This window comes from Streptomyces sp. NPDC001816, assembly GCF_042892235.1.
In the GTDB taxonomy this organism is placed as follows: domain Bacteria; phylum Actinomycetota; class Actinomycetes; order Streptomycetales; family Streptomycetaceae; genus Streptomyces.
The window spans coordinates 725,381-741,727 of sequence record NZ_JBIATY010000002.1 but is presented as its reverse complement, the minus strand read 5'-3'; the positions used below and the strand labels follow the sequence as shown (position 1 = coordinate 741,727).

The window sequence follows — 16,347 nt, the reverse complement described above, 5'->3', positions numbered from 1 at the left end:
GCCAGTTCTGGGACGTGATGACGATGGGTTGCTCACATCCTGGCCACCCGGAGCGCACCGCAGTGGCACGCTCCCGACCTGCGAAGACCTCCACATCAAGATCAGTGGTTTGCGAGGGGAGATCCACCATCTGCAAGACGCCGTCGTGTCACACGCTGTGATCGACCAGGCGATCGGCGTGGTCAAGGCCGTCGGCGGCCTCCGTCCTGATCAGGGCATCGAAGTCCTCACGGCGGGCTCCCGGCGCACCGACATCGGACTGCGTGCGATCGCCGGGCTCCTCGTCGACTGGGCGGAGACCGGTCGACTGCCCGACGACCTGCGTCGGGCACTGGACACTGCGCTGGTAGACGCAGGATCCGACGTAACCGAGCACACCCCGGCGGTCGGCGGTTCGACTGCGGTCCATTGGCGCGGCAAGCTTGAGGTGGCGTAAGCAGCGCACACCCGGGTTTCGGCGACGGCCCCGGCCGCCGGACGGCCCCGCACGGCAGAGCAGGAGGGCGGTGTCAGGTGCGTACCGTGGGAGTGGAGGAGGAACTCCTCCTGGTCGATGCCTACAGCGGGGAGCCGAGGGCAGTGTCGGCCGACATTCTTGCCCGTGCCGCCCAGGACGATCCCGGACGGGAGGTCTTCGAGAAGGAGCTGTTCGGGCAGATGCTGGAGTTCGCCACGCGCCCGCGATCGGAGATGGCGGACCTCGGCGCCGAGATCGTGCGCTGCCGCAAGGAGGCGGCACGGCACGCCGGCGAGATCGGGTGCGCGGTCGCCGCGCTCGCCACTTCCCCGCTGCCGGTCAGCCCGTCGATCACTGTGGACGAGCGCTACCAGTGGATGGCCGACCGGTACGGGATCGGTACCCGGGGCCAACTGTCCTGCGGCTGTCATGTGCATGTGGCAGTGGAGTCCGACGAGGAGGGCGTCGCCGTCCTCGACCGGATCCGACCCTGGCTGCCCGTGCTCTGCGCGGTCAGCGCCAACTCTCCGTTCTGGCAAGGCCGCGACACCGGCTACGCCAGCTACCGCACCCGGGTCTGGGGTCACTGGCCGTCGGCCGGGCCGGCCGAGCTGTTCGGGTCCGCCGAGCGCTACCACCGGCTGGTGGCCGACATGGTGGCCAGCGGCGTCATCCTGGACGAGGCGATGGCGTACTTCGACGCCCGTCTGTGCGCGCACTTTCCGACGGTGGAGGTCCGGGTGGCGGATGTGTGCCTATGCGCGGACACCGCCGTGCTCGTCGCCACACTGGTCCGCGCCCTGGTGGAGACCGCCGCACGTGACTGGCGGGCGGGCAGGCCACCGCTCGACCACAGCGTAAGCCTGATGCGGCTGGCCGCCTGGCAGGCCGCCCGGTCGGGCCTGGGGCAGGATCTACTGGATCCCGCGACCATGCGGCCCCGGCCCGCCGCGGACGTGGTGCGCTCGTTCCTGGAACACACCGGGGATGCTCTGATCGAGAGCGGCGACGCGGCCCGCGTCGAACGGGCCGTCGCCGAGTTGCTGAGCCGGGGAAACGGCGCGAGCGAACAGCGGGCGCTCTTGGAACGCACGGGCAGCCTGCGGGACGTCGTCACCGAATGCGTTCAGCGCACCCTGGCGTGAGCGACTCGGCCCCGACCGGCGCAGTGCCCGGGTCAGTGCTGGCAGCGCTCGCACCAGACGGTGCGGCGGCCGGAGACGCGGCGTGAGCGCAGCCGTCCACCACAGCGCGGGCACGCCGGTTCGGCATCGTCGCGATGGCCGGTGAGCCAGGTGCGGCGGGGCGGCACACGTCCGGCGCGGGTGGAGGTGGCGAGCACCCGTCGCATCGCCGTGAACACGCGACGTGCTTCGGCGTCTCCGAGATCCCGCGCAGGGCGTACGGGAGTCACGTGCGCCCGCCAGAGGATCTCGTCGCTGAGCAGGTTCCCGAGGCCGGCGATGAGTGACTGGTCCATCAGCACGCCCTTGACGGCTCCTCGCCGCCCGGCGAGCAATTTCAGGAAGTCCGGGCGTGTCATCTCAAGGGCGTCGGGGCCCAGCCGGGCCAGGAGCCGCTCCAGCGCCCGCGGGCTCGGGGAGAACCGTATGCCCTGGAGTTTGCGCTGGTCGCGGTAGCGCAGCTGCCGTTCGTCGTCCAGGGTCAGGACGACCCGGTCATGGGTGTCCAGCGGGTCTTCCGTGCGAGCACGAACCAGCTCGCCGGTCATGCCGAAGTGCCAGACGAGGGCCGGACCGTCACCGACCGGGACGACCAGCAGCTTCCCATGCCGCCACGGCCGGCCGAGCCGTCTCCCCTCCACCTCCCGTCGCAGCCGTTTCGCGGTGACCCCACGCAGGACGCCCGTGTCGCGCACGTCGACGCGTCGGACGCGCCGGCCACGGCCACAGGTGTTCAGTACGTCGCGAAAGCCCTCGACGTCGGGCAACTCCGGCATGCCTGCCTCCCGGAGCACGTAAGGACGCGCTCGAACCTCGCCACACGCTCTCGTCAGATCTCCTCTTCCATACGGATGGCGGCCCTGAGGTCCTCATGCGCCTTGCCCGGCGAGCCCTCCTGCGCTTCGAGCAGGGCCGCGGCGATGGCGTCCAGTTTGCGCTGGATGGCGCGCTCGGCCCGTAGCTCCGAGTTCTTCAGCAGGGCGAGCAGGAGCAGCGTCACGGCCGTCATGGCGTCCCCGGCGAGCACCTGCCACTCCATGCCCATCCCGAGGGCATGGACGATCACCATCCATGCGACCAGCGCCAGGCACAGCAGGAAGAACAGAGGGGAACTGGTGAACAGCGACGCTCCCTCCGCGAACCGTTCGAACCACCGGCGCCGGTCGCCGCCCCGGTCGGCGGGATGCGGGAAGGTCATCGGTCCTGGCCTCTCCGGGCGCGCCCGCCGCCGTCCGCCAGGTCACCCGCGAGGACGTCCGCGACCAGTCGCAGATCGGCGACCAGGCCGTCGTAGACCGCCGCTCGGTCGTCGGCGCGCAGGACGGCGGACGGGTGGATCGTCGCCACGAGCCCGCTGATCCCCTCGTCGGCCCCGCCGGCACCGCCTGCGTCGCCGTTCTCGTCGAGGCCGGGCCAGGGCAGCAGGGCGCCACGCTGCTCGGTCACCCGGAATCCCGGGCCGAGGAGGGCCTTGCCCGCCGTCCCGCCGAGCGCGACGACCACCTTCGGTGACACGACCCGCAGCTCAGCCACCAGCCAGGGCCGGCAGGCCGTCATCTCGCGCAGGGTGGGCGCCTTGTGGATGCGGCGTTTACGGCCTTCGGGCACCGTGAACTTGAAGTGCTTGACCGCGTTGGTCACGTAGACCTGCTCCGGATCGATGCCCGCGTCCGCGAGGGCTCGCTTCAGCACCCCGCCCGCGGGGCCGACGAACGGTCTGCCCTGCCGGTCCTCCTGGTCCCCGGGCTGCTCGCCGAGGAGCAGGACGCGTGCGTCCGTGTCGCCTTCGCCGAACACGGTCTGGGTCGCCTCTCGGTACAGCGGGCAGCCCTGGCACAGCGCGGCCGCCTTCCGCAGCCCGGGCAGCCCCGCGCGCCGACCCGGAAGGAAGGGCGTCGCGTCATGCGCTTGGCTGCTCCGGACCTCGGTTCCCGTCCCGGCCATGGCGAGTCATCGCCCTGGAACGGCCCGGCCGCGCCACGCACCGGACTCGCCGTCGCCCCCGACCGATTGCCTCACCGCGCCCATGGCCGTCGCTCCTTCCGCCTGAGGCCCGCGCTCGTCACCGGGTGGCTACGGGCCCCCCGCCCGAGTACCCCCCACGAGGCGGGGTACTCGCGGCACGGTGGTGGATGTCTGCGGCCGCGGGGCGAGTCTCAGCGACCGTTCTTCGATATCAATCGCCACCGGCGGTCGAGGCGCACGACGGCAGAACCGGCGGCCACCGACCCGGCGGCCATGCCGCCGAGGGTGATCGCCTGCATGACCGGCCGCCCGGAGCCGGTCGTCGCAAGGGTCGGACCGGAGGGTTCGATGCCGGTCGTCGCCGTGGTGGCGGTGGCCGGGCTGCCTGTTCAATCAGGCGGACGACCGCGCCCGGCCGGGAGACCGAGACGGCGTGGGACGCATTGGCCTCGGCGGTGTGCGCGTGGGCGGGCTGGGCCATGACGCGCTGTGCGGCCGGTGGGATGTTGCGGTCCTCGGTGGTGATCAGAGTCCGGGAGGGGATGGTCTTCCAGGCGGCCCTGGTGGCCTTCTCCCAGGGCCGAGGCGGCTACTCGGCGTCACTGGCCGGCCCGCGCAGCGGGTTGGCGGGAGCGACGACCGGATACCCGGCCTGCTGCAGGCCGCGCACCACTCCGTTCCAGCTGGAACCGTCGGCGAAGGCACCGTGCCACCAGCACGAGGGTGGGCTTCATGCCGCCTGCACGTGCCGCCGGGAACGCGCACAGGGCGGCGACGGCGACTCAACACAAAGGGAGCAACGCGTATGTGTGCGCATCCCCGGGCCACCCGCAAGGGAGATCCCGCTCGGGTCAGTGCCTCCTATCACTCGTTGGGCCGTGCCGAGCTGATGTCCCCGAGCACGGAGCGGGGATCGCGTTCGATGGCCAGGTCTCCCAAGGAGACGACCCCGACGGGGTGGTCGCCCTCGATCACCGGCACCCGGCGCACCGCCCGCTCACGCATCAGTCCGATGACCTGATCGACGTCGTCGTCGGGAGTGACGGTGACCAGGTCCTTGCTGCACGCGCTCGCCACCGGCCCCAGTGGCGGTGTGCCGCGACGGCGGCCACGATCGCGCGTGTGAACCGTGCTCGCGGTGTCCCGGGCCCACCGGGCGGTTCACCGGCCGTTCGCTGAAGTCGGGCTCGCCCAGCCGGATCAACTCCGGGTAGTAGCCCCATCGATCGTGTCCCGCAGGTCACGCCGATCGAAGTCACTGTCGCGAACCGTACGCAGACCGGCGTGCGCACGTCGGGGTCCTGGAGAAAGGCGGCGCGGGTGAACTCGGCACAGAATGCGTACGGTTCTCAAGTAGCCGTACGCGTCCTCGCCTCGCGCGTGGACGACTGCTCGAGCTGTTCGTCCTTGAGGTCGGGGGTCGTGGTCATCGTGCCGTCATCTCTTCGGCGAACACGTCCAGAAACGCTGCGCAGAAGGCCTTCAGATCGCCCGGCTTGCGGCTGGTGACCAGCTTGTTGGGCCCGTGGTCGCAGATTTTCACCTGCTCGTCGACCCAGGTGCCGCCCGCGTTGCGGATGTCCGTCCGCAGGCTCGGCCATGAGGTCAGCTCACGCCCCCGCACCACGTCCGCCTCGACGAGGGTCCAGGGCGCGTGACAGATCGCGGCGACCGGGCGCCCCAGCTCGAAGAACTCCTTCACGAACGCCACGGCCTTGCCGTTCATCCGCAGGAAGTCCGGATTGGCGACCCCGCCCGGCAGGACCAGGCCGCCGAAGGAATCCGCGGACACCTCACCGACGACCTCGTCCACCGTGAACCTGTCCGCCTTGTCCAGGTGGTGGAAGGCCTGGACCTCGCCCGGCTCGGTGGACACCAGCACCGGCTCGTGCCCGGCTTCCAATGCCGCCTGCCAGGGCTCGGTGAGCTCCACCTGTTCGACGCCCTTGGGCGCTGTCAGAAACGCGATACGCATGATCGGTCGACGCTCCTTTCCCGTTGTCGTCGTCTCCTGTCATTCGGCGGGTCCGGCGCCGCTGTCGAGATCCGGCGTCGGTGCCACGATGGGTGCCGAGGTCGCCTCGATGGCCGGGTCGTCGAGGCAGACGAGACCCACGGGTCCGCCCTCGTCGATCACCGCGACGTGCCGAGCCGACCGCTCACGCATCGTCCTCGCGGCGTGATCGATGTCTTCGTCCGCATGGACTGTGACCAGGTCCCGGCACACCGCCTGGGCCACGGGCAGCTGCCGAGGGTCGGCTCCGTCCGCGACAGCGCCGACCACCAGATCCCGATCGCTGACGAGCCCCATCAGGTCGCCGTCGTCCGTCACCAGGACGAGACCGATGCCCTGATCGCGCATCACTTGAGCCACCGATGTCACCGACGCCCGCGCGTCCACGGCCGTCAGAGCATCGGTCATGATGTCGCGCACTTTCCTGACCATTTCGGCCCCCTTCCGCTCTCCGGTAGGGCGCGGTCACCGCGCGCTCTGCTGCCGGGTACCCCGCACCGTGCGCCTCACCGCGAACTCCTGAGACACCCGGCACGACCCGACCTCCACCGGGTACTCACCAGCGGAGTCGCCATGACGGGGCACACTCGACCCGGGAGGACTGGAACGACCAGCAGGTGACGGGCCGATCACCATGGCGCCCGATGCCGGCATGGTCGAGCGGTTCGGCGCGGAGGCGTCGGCGCCAAGCCAGTCCCAGTGGGGTCAAGGTGTGCTGGGGCACCGACCGGCGTGAGGCCGTCCGCACCGCACACTGTCTGTGGGCCAACGAGCAGTTGCCCGGAGAACTCGCGCAGATCCTGCCGACCCCACGCCACTTCGAGCGCGCGTCCGAACTTGTCACCGAAGAACGGGGGCGGCGTACTACCGCACCAAGGTCCTGCCGCTGCTGCGCGGCTGACGGGCGCACGACGAGGCGGATATTACGTAACAATTTGGGCATACACCCCTTGATGGTGTTGGTGATGGCATCCTGCTGCAGGGAATCCTGCCCATTCCCGGGTGCAGGGAGGAGGCGTGCGTTGCCGTGGACGCTGAAGAGCGGGCAACGAACCATCACGCGATGGGCACAGGCCGGCAGCCTCGGCTCGTCGTGGAGATACGGCCCGAGGCCCGGACGGACACGGTTGTACTGGTCATGACCGGAGAGGTGGACCACGACTCGGCAGGGCCCCTGAAGGCGGCCCTGGAAGAGGGAAGCGGAGCACGGCGGATCATCGCCGACTGCTCCGGGCTGCAGTTCTGCGACTCGACCGGGCTGAACGTCCTGCTCAAGGCCCGGCTGCGCATGCTGAGCCACGGAGGACGCCTGGATCTCGCCGGACTGCGCCCGCCAGTGGACCGCATGTTCGAGATCACCGGCGCTCACAACGTCTTCCGGGTGTTCCAGGACGTCGAGACGGCACTCATGGACGGCGAGGCAGGCACGTGACGCGCGGCGGTCGGAGCCGACGGAGGGACCATGACGACGACAGGCGCCGACCATGAGCAGGTCAGACGACTCGCCCTGCGCGGCACAAGCGGGGCGGTGACCCGCTGCCGCGACTTCACCGCGGCGGCGTTGACCGACTGGGGCTGGCTTCCTGTCGCCACTCCGGAGGCACGCGAACAGGTCGAGGATGTGCTGCTGTTGGTGTCGGAGGTGGTCACCAACGCGTGTCTGCACGCCGGGGGCCCGGAGGAACTGGTCCTCCGGCACGCCGGCGAACGGCTGCGCATCGAAGTGTCCGACGCGAGCCCCGAGCATCCGCACGCCAAGGCTCCGCGTTCGCCCGCGCTTCCCGGTGGACACGGCCTGATGATCTTCGATCGGCTGGCCCGCACGTGGGGATCCGAGGCCAAGCCGGATCACGCCCGCGGAAAGGTCGTATGGGTGGAGGTCACCCGCCCGCCCGAGCAGAAGTCCCTTCGGGCGCGGTCGGCTCGTCGTCGACCAAGCCCGCTCTGAGTTCGCCGAGAATCCGCTTGAGCAGACGCGAGATGTGCATCTGCGACAGTCCGAGACGCTCACCGATCTCCGCCTGAGTGAGTTCCTCGCCGAAGCGCAGCGACAGCACGAGACGATCCCGTTCGCCCAGTCGCGCGATCAGCGGCTTCAGCGACTCGAAGTCCTCGACGAGTTCGTACGACGGCTCCGATGTGGCCAGATGCCGCGTCACGAGACGCAGCGCGTCGGCGTCGTCGTCCTCGACCGGCGCGTCGAGGGAGCGGGCGGCATAGCCGTTGGCGGCGCGCTCGCCCTCGGCCACGCACTCCTCGGTGACATGCATCTGGGCGGCGAGTTCGCCGCGACTGGGCCGGTGCCCGAGGTGCTGCTCCAGGCGGTCGGCGGACTTCGCCATCTCGATCCGCAGTTCCTGGAGCCGTCGGGGAACCCGCACGGCCCAGGTCGTGTCACGGAAGAACCGCTTCATCTCGCCGACGATCGTCGGCAGGGCGAACGCCGAGAACTCGACGTCGCGGTCGGCGTCGAAACGGTTGATCGCCTTGATCAGACCGATCGTGCCGACCTGCATGATGTCCTCCGCCGCGTCCGGATGGTCTCTGAACCGGCGGGCGGCGAACCTGACGAGACTGAGATTCAGTTCGACCAGGGTGTTGCGCACGTAGGAGTACTCGGGCGTGCCCTCCTCGAGTTCACGCAGGCGGGGGAAGAGGGCCGCGGAGAGGGACCGCGCGTCATCCGTCGAGACCTCGGTCGGCCGCGTGATGTCGGGCAGTCCGGCAAGGGCCGCGCGGCGCATCGCGGCGCCCGCGTCATGGGCGGAGGTCCCGGAGGCCTGGACGGTGGACATGAGGCTCCTTCGACGGTGGCGGTGGGCCTGCGCCGCGGTGAACGCGGTGGGGTCCGTCGGTCGAGCATCCTGTAGCCATTCTCCCCCTATGGAATGCTATGGGATGTTTTGATGCGGTGTGCTCTGGAAAGGCGCAGCGCGTGGCCAGGACCACGGAGCAGCCGACCGGCGACCGCTCGTTGCGCTACGAACTCCCGGCGGAACCCGGAGTGGTCGCCCATTGCCGCGCCCTCACACAGCGGGCGCTGCTCACATGGTTCGGATCCGCCGGCGGGCCCGGCCGGAAAGCCGCCGACGACGCCGTGCTGCTGGTGTCGGAGGTGGTCACGAACGCCTGCACGCACGGGGGCGCTCCGTCCGAGTTGCACCTCACGGCAACCGATCGGGCACTGTGGGTGCAGATCAGCGACACCAGCCCGGCGGCTCCTCATCTGCAGGGCCGGCACAGTGCGTCTCGCACCTCGGGGCACGGGCTGTATCTCGTCGAGCGGCTCGCGGCGCGCTGGGGGTGCGTACCCGGCTCTCACGGTGGCAAGACCGTCTGGTTCGAGGTGGACATCGTCCCGGAAGCCGCTGCTCCGGACCGGTCCTAGAGTGGAAACGCGGTGCGTGGCCACTCCGCAGTCAGGCCTGTCGGCCCACGCGTCGCCCGCTCGTACGAGGTGCTCTCATGGCAAAGCGCAGAGCAGCGCGCCTCGGCGCGGCCCCGGCCGCCGCCGGCTCGGATGAGGACGGCCTGCGTCGACTGCTCGCCGGACTCACCGCGGTACGGGACGGAGATCTCTCCGTCCAGCTCCCCGAGGACGCCGCCGGAACCCTCGGGGACATCGCCGTGGTCTACAACGACATGGTCGACCGGCTCTCCCTGCTCACGTCCGAGGTCACTCGGGTCGCCGGACAGGTGGGCGACGAAGGGGTGCTCGGCAGCCGCGTGCACGAACCGCGGACGAGCGGGGCCTGGCATGAGCTGACCACTGGCGTCAACGCGATGGCGGACAACCTCACTCTGCAGGTGCGTTCCATCGCTCATGTGGCGACCGCCGTCGCCCGCGGGGATCTCACGCAGAAGATCCGGGTGGACGCACGCGGCGAGATCCTGGAGCTCAAGGAGACGATCAACACCATGGTCGACCGGCTGTCGTCGTTCGCGGAGGAGGTCACCCGTGTGGCGCGTGAGGTCGGTACGGACGGCAAGCTGGGCGGTCAGGCCACGGTCCGCGGGGTGTCCGGGACCTGGAAGGACCTCACCGACAACGTCAACTTCATGGCCGACAACCTGACCAACCAGGTTCGTAACATCGCCCAGGTCACCACCTCCGTCGCACAGGGCGACCTGACCAGCCGCATCGACGTCGCCGCACGCGGCGAGATCCTCGAACTCAAGACCACGATCAACACCATGGTGGACCGGCTGTCCTCGTTCGCCGCCGAGGTGACGCGCGTGGCACGCGAAGTGGGAACGGAGGGGAAGCTCGGCGGGCAGGCCACGGTCCACGGGGTGTCCGGGACCTGGAAGGACCTCACCGACAACGTCAACGAACTCGCCGGCAACCTGACCCGGCAGGTCCGGGCCATCGCGGAGGTCACGAGTGCCGTGGCCGAGGGGGATCTCACCCGCTCCATCACCGTCGACGCACCCGGCGAGGTGGGCGAACTGCGCGACAACATCAACGCCATGGTGGAGTCGCTGCGCGCGACGACCCGGGCCAACCAGGAGCAGGACTGGCTGCAGACGAATCTGGCCCGGATCACCGGACTGCTCCAGGGCACCCGCAGCGTGCCCGAGATAGCCCAGCTGATCATGACGGAAGTGCCGCCGCTGGTCTCGGCCCAGTGCGGTGCCTTCTTCGTCGTCGAAGAGGGCGAGCACGGCCCCGAGCTGGTCATGGCGGCCGGGTACGGGCTCGCCGAACCGCCCGAGTCCGGCACGCCACGCCGGTTCCGCGTCGGCCAGGGCCTCGTGGGCCAGGCCGCCCGCGACCGACGTGCCCTCCTCGTCGACTCGGTGCCCCCGGGATACGCCACCATCTCCTCCGCCGTCGGATCGGCGGAGCCCACGGCACTCATCGTGCTGCCCATCGTGGTCGAGGACCTGGTGCTCGGCGCCGTCGAACTCGCCGCCCTCCACAGCTTCACCGCCCTGCACCGCGACTTCCTCGGCCGGTTCGTCGTGAGCGCCGGAGCCGTGCTCAGCTCACTGGTGGCCAATCTGCGCACCGACGCGCTGCTCGCCCAGTCGAGGAACCTCGCCGACGAACTCCGTTCCAAGACGGAGGAGTTGCAGGCCCGGCAGCAGGAACTCCAGCGGTCCAACGCGGAACTGCAGGAGCAGGCCGCCCTGCTCGCCGAGCGCAACAAGGACATCGAGTCGAAGAACCGGGTCATCGAGCAGGCCCGGCAGGAACTGGAGGAACGCGCCCAGCAGTTGTCCCGTACCTCACGGTACAAGTCCGAGTTCCTGGCCAACATGAGTCACGAGCTGCGGACACCGCTGAACAGTCTGCTCACCCTGGCCCGTCTCCTCGCCCAGAACCCCGAGGGCAACCTGACGAAGAAGCAGGTCAACTACGCGGAGGTCATTCACTCGGCCGGTTCCGACCTGCTCCAGCTGATCAACGACATTCTGGATCTGTCCAAGGTGGAAGCGGGCAAGATGGACGTCCGGCACGAGTCCTTCCTCCTGTCGCATCTTCTGGAGCACCTGACGGCGGCGTACGGTCCCGTGGCGAGCGAACGTGGGCTCGACTTCACCGTCTCCGTGGCGCGGGAGGCGCCCGAGTCCCTCACCACCGACGAGGCGCGGCTGCGTCAGGTGCTGGGCAACCTGCTCTCCAACGCGCTGAAGTTCACCGACGAAGGGAGCGTCACGCTGAGCGTCGAACCCGCCGACGCCGCCGAGACGCCCACCGATCTGCACGGTGCCGCACCGGTACTCGCCTTCCGCGTCACCGACACCGGAATCGGCATCGCCACCGAACGCCTCCGGCACATCTTCGAGGCCTTTCAGCAGGGCGACGGCACCACTGCGCGCCGCTACGGCGGCACCGGACTCGGTCTCTCCATCAGCCGGGAGGTCGCCACGCTCATCGGCGGCGCCATCGGGGTCGAGAGCACACTGGGGCGCGGCAGCCGCTTCACGTTGTACCTCCCCGTGCACACGGAGCCACCCACACCGGCCGCGCCTGCCACGGGCGAGGACGCCCGTCCTCGGGGGCACACGCTCCCGGAGCCCTCCGCTCCTGGCATCTGCGCGGCGGAGTCCGCTGCGGCCGTGCTGGTCGTGGACGACGACCAGCGCAACGTCTTCGCTCTCACGGAGGTTCTGAAGACCCATGGGCTACGGGTCGTGACCGCCGACGGCGGACGCCGGGCCATAGAACTGCTCACCGAACGCGACGACATCGAGCTCGTGCTGATGGACGTCATGATGGCCGGGATGGACGGGTACGAGGCGATCGAGCAGATCCGCAGGCTCCCGGGCCGCGCGAACCTTCCGATCATCGTGGTCACCGCGAAGGCGATGCCCGGCGATCGTGCCAGCGCCCTGGCAGCCGGCGCCGACGGCTACCTGGCCAAGCCCATCGACCAGACGGAGCTGCTCGCCATGATCCATCACCGGCTGGCGAAGTGACGGCTCCCCGGCCCGGCCGGTCCCTCACCCTCGAGGCTCACCGGCGGGACGGGGCGCGTCCCCGCTCCGGCTCGCGGGTCACCGCACCCCGACGGCGACGATGCACGTGTCGTCGTCGGTGTCCCCCATGGCCAGGCCGAGCAGTCCGTCGACCAGCGGCCCCAGCTGCCCGCCGGTCGCGAGTTCGTCGGTCGCGAGTTCGTCCACCGCGGCGACGAGGTGGGCGAGTCCCACGCCCAGCCCGTCGTGCCGCCGCTCGATCAGCCCGTCCGTGTACAGCAGCAGGGTGTCTCCCGGCCGCAGCGCGATGCGCCGCTCCGCATAGGGGAACGACGGGACCGCGCCGAGCAGGATGTCCTCAGGGGTGTCCAACAGCCGGGCGCGACCGCCCCGGAGCAGCAGGAGCGGAAGGTGCCCGGCGCTCGACCAGACGAGGTCCCGCGCGTCCGGGTCGTACAGGGCGCACACCGCTGTCGCGCTCGTCCCGTCGCCGGTGCGCAGCGTGACCTCGTTGAGCCACCCCATCAGCTGCCCGGGCGGCCCGCCGGTGAAGGCGAGCGCCCGCTGGGCGTTGCGCAGCGCGACCATGCCGGTGACGGAGTCGATTCCGTGCCCGGCGATGTCACCGACGGCCACCAGCAGCTTGCCGTCCGGCAGCGGCAGCACGTCGTACCAGTCGCCGCCGACCTGGTACTCCTCCGCCGCCGGACGGTATCGAGCGGCGACCACCAGGCCCCCGGGCAGCTCCTGGGGGGCGGGGGTCTCCGGAACGATGGCCTGCTGGAGCTGGAGAGCGAGTCGGTGCCGTAGCTCCGCCTGGTCGCGGACCACGGTCAGGCTGTCGAACGTCGCGTTGAGCGCGAGTTCCGTGCGATGGATCACCGACTCGTCCTGGTACACCCCGACGAAACCGGTGACCGTCTCCCCGTCGAGCAGCGGCTCCGCCGCCACCCGCACATGCCGCACGGATCCGTCCGGGCGCACGATCCGCAGCACGGACTGCGCGCCTGTCCTGCCGTCCATGAGTGAGCGCAGCAGTTCCGTGAGGGCGCCGTCGTCCCCTCGGTGGATCCGTCCCCGCAGCGCCAGCAGGGGCACCGGGGCCTCGTCCCGTCCCATCCCGAACATGTCGTAGGCCTGCTCGGACCACACGGTCTCGCCGCCGGTCAGGCTGTCCTGGAAGGTGGCGACGCGCTGCAGCCGGGAAACGGCGCGACCGGTCGCGAGGCCGGAGTCGGTCACGGTGTTCCACAGGAGTACGTACCGAGCGTCCCCGGCCGGCAGGACCCGGACATCCAGCAGCGGTGCGGGCGCCCCGTGCGGCTCCGTGCGGGCGATGGCCGGAAGCCGGGCGGCCCGCTGCGGGCGGCGGCTTTGCCGGGCCTGCCGGATCAGCCGCCCGAGGGCCTGGTGGGTCAGCGGGAAGACACGCGACAGGTGCCTGTCACCTGCCGAGAGCGCTCCCCCGAGGGTGGCGACGGCCTCTCCGTTGACGTGTTCGACCATCACGGCCCCGGTCGCGTCGCTCGTCTGCAGCAGTGCCGCAGGCTGGGTGAGAGCGTCGAGGAGGTCGACCATCACGGGCACGGCCGGCATGGGGCTGTCCGGGCGGTCCAGGACGGCTACCGCCATGCCCATCAGGTCGGTGACAGCGCGCCGTAGCGAGGCGTCGAACAGTGTGGGTCCCGGCCAGCCGACCAGCGCCAGGCCGATCAACTCCCCCTGCCGCCTCAGGGGCAGCAGGGCCCTGGCCGCGTCCGCCCGTACTCCGGGCATCGGGCAGCCTTCGGCCGGACCGCCCTCCAGCCACAGGGGAACGCTGCCATCAAGGGCGGTGCGAAACGGCTCGGGACAGGCCGGCGAGATCCAGCGCCAGGCCGCGGCCTCCGAGGCCCCGACCCCGGCGTGCCCGGCGAGGCTCAGGCTGCCGGAGGCGGCCGAACGCCACAGCCACAGGCTGTCCGCCCCGAGCGGGCCGAGGGCGCCCTCGAGCAGCGTCCGGGCCGCGTCCCCGACACTGTCCGTCGCCTCGGCGGCCGCGGCGGTGCGGCGCTGCTGCCGAGCCTGGAGCGGCGGGACCGGACTCGGGACGACGGGCTGGTCGCCCGGCGCCGCGACCGAGTTCACGACGTCGGCGGCGAGATCCGCGGGCGAGAGTCCGGTCGCCCCGGCCAGAGCGTCGAGGTGCGCGGCCGCGTCTGCGACGGAGACCCCGAGCTGCGCGGCGAGAACGCCCGTGGCCAGATCGGTCAGATGGCGGCGCGCGGAGTCGGCCCGGAGCCGCTCGATCTCCGCGGCCAGGCCGGTGAATCCGGAATCGGCCCAGTCGGCGGACGCTCCGGCGGGCCCCGCAGACATGGTCAAGGCAACCTCCGTTCCGCCGTCACGCGGGCGTCCCGGAACATGCACTCGTACGTCTCCGGATTTTACCCGCCCATCCCGCTACCGAGGCCTTCCGCTGCCCCGCATGAACGGGGCCCACCGGGGCAGTCGCCGGTGAGAGGGCGACGCCGGTGCCCTGTTGCCGGCGCCGCATCCTCGCCGGAGCGGAGGGTGAGCCCTCCGCACGGTCACCGTCGCGTCCCTGGGGCGACGCGGAACGCGAAGACCGCACGGCAGGCTGGAGGGCAGCGCTGGTGACGCGCACGGACGGGCAGCGCGATCGGGGCTCCACGGCCCGGGACGTACGCACTCGGGTCACCGTCCTGTTCGCTCTCGCAGCCAACCTCGTGATCGCCGCGGCCAAAACGGTCGCCGGGCTCTTCGCCGGATCCCCCGCGCTGCTCTCGGAGGCGGCGCACTCGGTCGCGGACAGCCTGAACGAGGTGTTCCTGCTCGTCGCGGTACGCCGCAGCAGGCGCCCCGCCGACGACCGTCATCCGTTCGGCTACGGCAAGGAGCGTTACTTCTGGGCGCTGCTGGCCGCGGTGGGGATCTTCGTCATGGGCGGGTGTTTCTCCGTGTACCAGGGCGTCCAGGCCCTGCGAGTGGACCAGCAGGAATCGTTGAAGGGCTACCTGGCGGGGCTCGCGGTGCTCGGGGTGGCGCTGCTGGCCGAAGGCGGATCCCTGGTCCGCGCCCTCCACCAGGCGCGTCGGCACCGGGAGGGCGCGGCCGACCCGGCACTGCGCACGGTGATCGCGGAGGACTCGACGGCCGTGGCCGGTGTGCTCCTCGCGGCGGGCGGTATCTCGCTCCACCTGGCGACCGGCCAGGTGGCGTGGGAGGCGGGCGCGTCCATGGGGATCGGCCTCCTGCTGGTGTGCGTGGCCTATCGGTTGGCCCGGGAGACACGGGACCAGCTGATCGGCGAGGCGGTCGACACGGAGCTGCGCGACCGGATCGGTGAATTCCTCGCGTCCCAGAACGAGATCGACAGGGTCGCGGCACTGCTGACGATGCGACTGGGACTGGACTCCGTGCTGGTCGCCGCTCGCGTCGATCTCGCACCGGGGCTCGACAGCGAGGAGGTCGAGCTGGTCTGTGTCCGGATCAAGAAGCGGATCAGCGGCGAGTGGCCGCAGGCCGAGCATGTGTTCCTGGACATCACCGAGGCGCCCGGCCCCGACAAGGACCCACCCTCATCGGCCGTCACTGCCCATGTCACGGTCCGCCGGCTCTCCCGCGTCCTTGGACGCGGTGGCGCGAGCCCGGGCCCATAGCGGGACGACGAACCAGCACAGTACGAACCACAGGAGCATCGCGGTGACGATCCAGCCCGCCACCTCGCCCAGCCCGGCCACCCGCAGGATCAGAAACAGGGCACTCGCCATCGTGCACAACAGCAGGAGCAGACCCGTCATGGCCAGCCGTGCGGCCCAGTCCACGGTCTGCGGCTTGAGATGCCGACCGGCCAGGCTGCGATGCACCGCGACCGGCCCGATGAGAGCGCCGGTCGCGGCCGCTCCGAAGACCACCGTCACCAGATAGATGGTCCGTTCGGTGTCCGACAGCGTGGCGAAACGGGACTGGAAGACCACGGTGAGCAGGAAGCCGAAGAGAATCTGGACGCCGGTCTGAGCCACGCGCAGCTCCTGGAGCAACTCGCTCCACCGCCGGTCCGCCCTCTCCTCCTCGGTCTCGTCGCGACCCCGTCCAACGGAATCCGTATGTTGCTCCACTACGTTCCCTCCGTAATCACCGCGTTGTACGTCCCGGAAGAACCGCAGATACAGGATGCGTCGTGACAGCACGGCGTGCGCGTTCCGGGCCGCCAGCCCCTTGCGTAACTCTTCCGTCCTCAGGTGGATACGCGCGGAGCGAGAGCGCCCTCGGCCAGTTCCTCCCGATGGCCGCCTGGG

The 16,347-nt window shown here is 70.6% G+C and carries 15 protein-coding genes and 4 pseudogenes; 8 read left to right on the top strand and 11 right to left on the bottom strand.

What is annotated here, in order from left to right; translation table 11 throughout:
* Positions 1-28: 28 nt before the first annotated feature.
* Positions 29-436: an ANTAR domain-containing protein gene (locus ACFYZZ_RS09135; RefSeq protein WP_389173130.1), complete on the top strand. Its 408-nt coding sequence runs from the start codon at positions 29-31 to the stop codon at positions 434-436.
* 77 nt (positions 437-513) lie between these two features.
* On the top strand, positions 514-1,602 hold the full coding sequence (locus ACFYZZ_RS09130) for a glutamate--cysteine ligase (protein ID WP_389173128.1): 1,089 nt from the start codon (positions 514-516) through the stop codon (positions 1,600-1,602).
* Between the two features lie 32 nt (positions 1,603-1,634).
* Here ACFYZZ_RS09130 and ACFYZZ_RS09125 read toward each other — a convergent pair whose 3' ends face one another.
* The 8 genes and pseudogenes from ACFYZZ_RS09125 to ACFYZZ_RS09090 all read right to left on the bottom strand — a co-directional run bounded on the left by ACFYZZ_RS09125 (position 1,635) and on the right by ACFYZZ_RS09090 (position 6,028).
* Positions 1,635-2,417: an Fpg/Nei family DNA glycosylase gene (locus ACFYZZ_RS09125; RefSeq protein ID WP_389173126.1), complete on the bottom strand. Its 783-nt coding sequence runs from the start codon at positions 2,415-2,417 to the stop codon at positions 1,635-1,637.
* A 53-nt stretch (positions 2,418-2,470) separates the two neighbouring features.
* Positions 2,471-2,839, bottom strand: coding sequence for a low affinity iron permease family protein (locus ACFYZZ_RS09120; RefSeq protein ID WP_389173124.1), 369 nt, complete (start codon positions 2,837-2,839; stop codon positions 2,471-2,473).
* Positions 2,836-3,585 (bottom strand): UdgX family uracil-DNA binding protein, encoded by a 750-nt coding sequence (locus ACFYZZ_RS09115; protein WP_389173122.1) that lies wholly within the window; start codon positions 3,583-3,585, stop codon positions 2,836-2,838. The genes ACFYZZ_RS09120 and ACFYZZ_RS09115 overlap by 4 nt, the downstream gene beginning before the upstream one ends.
* Before the next feature lie 397 nt (positions 3,586-3,982).
* Positions 3,983-4,358, bottom strand: a pseudogene (locus ACFYZZ_RS09110) (alpha/beta fold hydrolase); the annotation flags it as partial.
* Positions 4,359-4,470: 112 nt separating this feature from the next.
* Positions 4,471-4,683: pseudogene (locus ACFYZZ_RS09105) on the bottom strand (CBS domain-containing protein); the annotation flags it as partial.
* Between the two features lie 179 nt (positions 4,684-4,862).
* A pseudogene (locus tag ACFYZZ_RS09100) lies at positions 4,863-4,998 on the bottom strand (catalase); the annotation flags it as partial.
* Between the two features lie 34 nt (positions 4,999-5,032).
* A complete protein-coding gene (locus tag ACFYZZ_RS09095; RefSeq protein ID WP_389173121.1) occupies positions 5,033-5,581 on the bottom strand; it encodes a type 1 glutamine amidotransferase domain-containing protein in 549 nt (182 codons plus the stop codon).
* Between the two features lie 39 nt (positions 5,582-5,620).
* Positions 5,621-6,028 carry a CBS domain-containing protein gene (locus ACFYZZ_RS09090; protein ID WP_389173119.1) on the bottom strand — a complete coding sequence of 136 codons (408 nt, stop codon included), beginning with the start codon at positions 6,026-6,028 and terminating at the stop codon, positions 5,621-5,623.
* 208 nt (positions 6,029-6,236) lie between these two features.
* On the opposite strand from ACFYZZ_RS09090, the pseudogene ACFYZZ_RS09085 reads away from it, so the two are divergent.
* From ACFYZZ_RS09085 to ACFYZZ_RS09075, 3 genes and pseudogenes are all read left to right on the top strand, one after another.
* Positions 6,237-6,474, top strand: a pseudogene (locus ACFYZZ_RS09085) (LLM class F420-dependent oxidoreductase); the annotation flags it as partial.
* 209 nt (positions 6,475-6,683) lie between these two features.
* Positions 6,684-7,052, top strand: a complete 369-nt coding sequence (locus tag ACFYZZ_RS09080) for an STAS domain-containing protein (RefSeq protein WP_389173117.1) — start codon at positions 6,684-6,686, stop codon at positions 7,050-7,052.
* 30 nt (positions 7,053-7,082) lie between these two features.
* On the top strand, positions 7,083-7,568 hold the full coding sequence (locus tag ACFYZZ_RS09075) for an ATP-binding protein (RefSeq protein ID WP_389173116.1): 486 nt from the start codon (positions 7,083-7,085) through the stop codon (positions 7,566-7,568).
* On the opposite strand, the gene ACFYZZ_RS09070 is transcribed toward ACFYZZ_RS09075, so the two are convergent.
* Complete coding sequence (locus ACFYZZ_RS09070; protein WP_389173114.1) at positions 7,501-8,415, bottom strand: SigB/SigF/SigG family RNA polymerase sigma factor; 915 nt, start codon at positions 8,413-8,415, stop codon at positions 7,501-7,503. The genes ACFYZZ_RS09075 and ACFYZZ_RS09070 overlap by 68 nt on opposite strands.
* Positions 8,416-8,555: 140 nt before the next feature.
* Between ACFYZZ_RS09070 and ACFYZZ_RS09065 the strand changes: the two genes are divergently transcribed.
* Positions 8,556-9,008 (top strand): ATP-binding protein, encoded by a 453-nt coding sequence (locus ACFYZZ_RS09065; protein ID WP_389173112.1) that lies wholly within the window; start codon positions 8,556-8,558, stop codon positions 9,006-9,008.
* A gap of 77 nt (positions 9,009-9,085) precedes the next feature.
* Complete coding sequence (locus tag ACFYZZ_RS09060; RefSeq protein ID WP_389173110.1) at positions 9,086-12,046, top strand: HAMP domain-containing protein; 2,961 nt, start codon at positions 9,086-9,088, stop codon at positions 12,044-12,046.
* 78 nt (positions 12,047-12,124) lie between these two features.
* Here the strand turns inward: ACFYZZ_RS09060 and ACFYZZ_RS09055 are convergent, their stop codons facing one another.
* A complete protein-coding gene (locus ACFYZZ_RS09055) occupies positions 12,125-14,404 on the bottom strand; it encodes a PP2C family protein-serine/threonine phosphatase (protein WP_389173694.1) in 2,280 nt (759 codons plus the stop codon).
* A 278-nt stretch (positions 14,405-14,682) separates the two neighbouring features.
* On the opposite strand from ACFYZZ_RS09055, the gene ACFYZZ_RS09050 reads away from it, so the two are divergent.
* Positions 14,683-15,708, top strand: a complete 1,026-nt coding sequence (locus ACFYZZ_RS09050; RefSeq protein ID WP_389173108.1) for a cation diffusion facilitator family transporter — start codon at positions 14,683-14,685, stop codon at positions 15,706-15,708.
* On the opposite strand, the gene ACFYZZ_RS09045 is transcribed toward ACFYZZ_RS09050, so the two are convergent.
* On the bottom strand, positions 15,628-16,167 hold the full coding sequence (locus tag ACFYZZ_RS09045; RefSeq protein ID WP_389173107.1) for a DUF6328 family protein: 540 nt from the start codon (positions 16,165-16,167) through the stop codon (positions 15,628-15,630). The two genes, ACFYZZ_RS09050 and ACFYZZ_RS09045, sit on opposite strands and share 81 nt — an antisense overlap.
* Positions 16,168-16,347: the final 180 nt, after the last annotated feature.

Coding starts and splice junctions, on each gene's coding strand:
- ACFYZZ_RS09125 (WP_389173126.1), bottom strand. CDS start 2,417: ATGCCGGAGTTGCCCGACGTCGAGGGCTTTCGCGACGTACTGAACACC.
- ACFYZZ_RS09060 (WP_389173110.1), top strand. CDS start 9,086: ATGGCAAAGCGCAGAGCAGCGCGCCTCGGCGCGGCCCCGGCCGCCGCC.
- ACFYZZ_RS09115 (WP_389173122.1), bottom strand. CDS start 3,585: ATGGCCGGGACGGGAACCGAGGTCCGGAGCAGCCAAGCGCATGACGCG.
- ACFYZZ_RS09070 (WP_389173114.1), bottom strand. CDS start 8,415: ATGTCCACCGTCCAGGCCTCCGGGACCTCCGCCCATGACGCGGGCGCC.
- ACFYZZ_RS09075 (WP_389173116.1), top strand. CDS start 7,083: ATGACGACGACAGGCGCCGACCATGAGCAGGTCAGACGACTCGCCCTG.
- ACFYZZ_RS09090 (WP_389173119.1), bottom strand. CDS start 6,028: ATGACCGATGCTCTGACGGCCGTGGACGCGCGGGCGTCGGTGACATCG.
- ACFYZZ_RS09080 (WP_389173117.1), top strand. CDS start 6,684: ATGGGCACAGGCCGGCAGCCTCGGCTCGTCGTGGAGATACGGCCCGAG.
- ACFYZZ_RS09095 (WP_389173121.1), bottom strand. CDS start 5,581: ATGCGTATCGCGTTTCTGACAGCGCCCAAGGGCGTCGAACAGGTGGAG.
- ACFYZZ_RS09055 (WP_389173694.1), bottom strand. CDS start 14,404: ATGTCTGCGGGGCCCGCCGGAGCGTCCGCCGACTGGGCCGATTCCGGA.
- ACFYZZ_RS09120 (WP_389173124.1), bottom strand. CDS start 2,839: ATGACCTTCCCGCATCCCGCCGACCGGGGCGGCGACCGGCGCCGGTGG.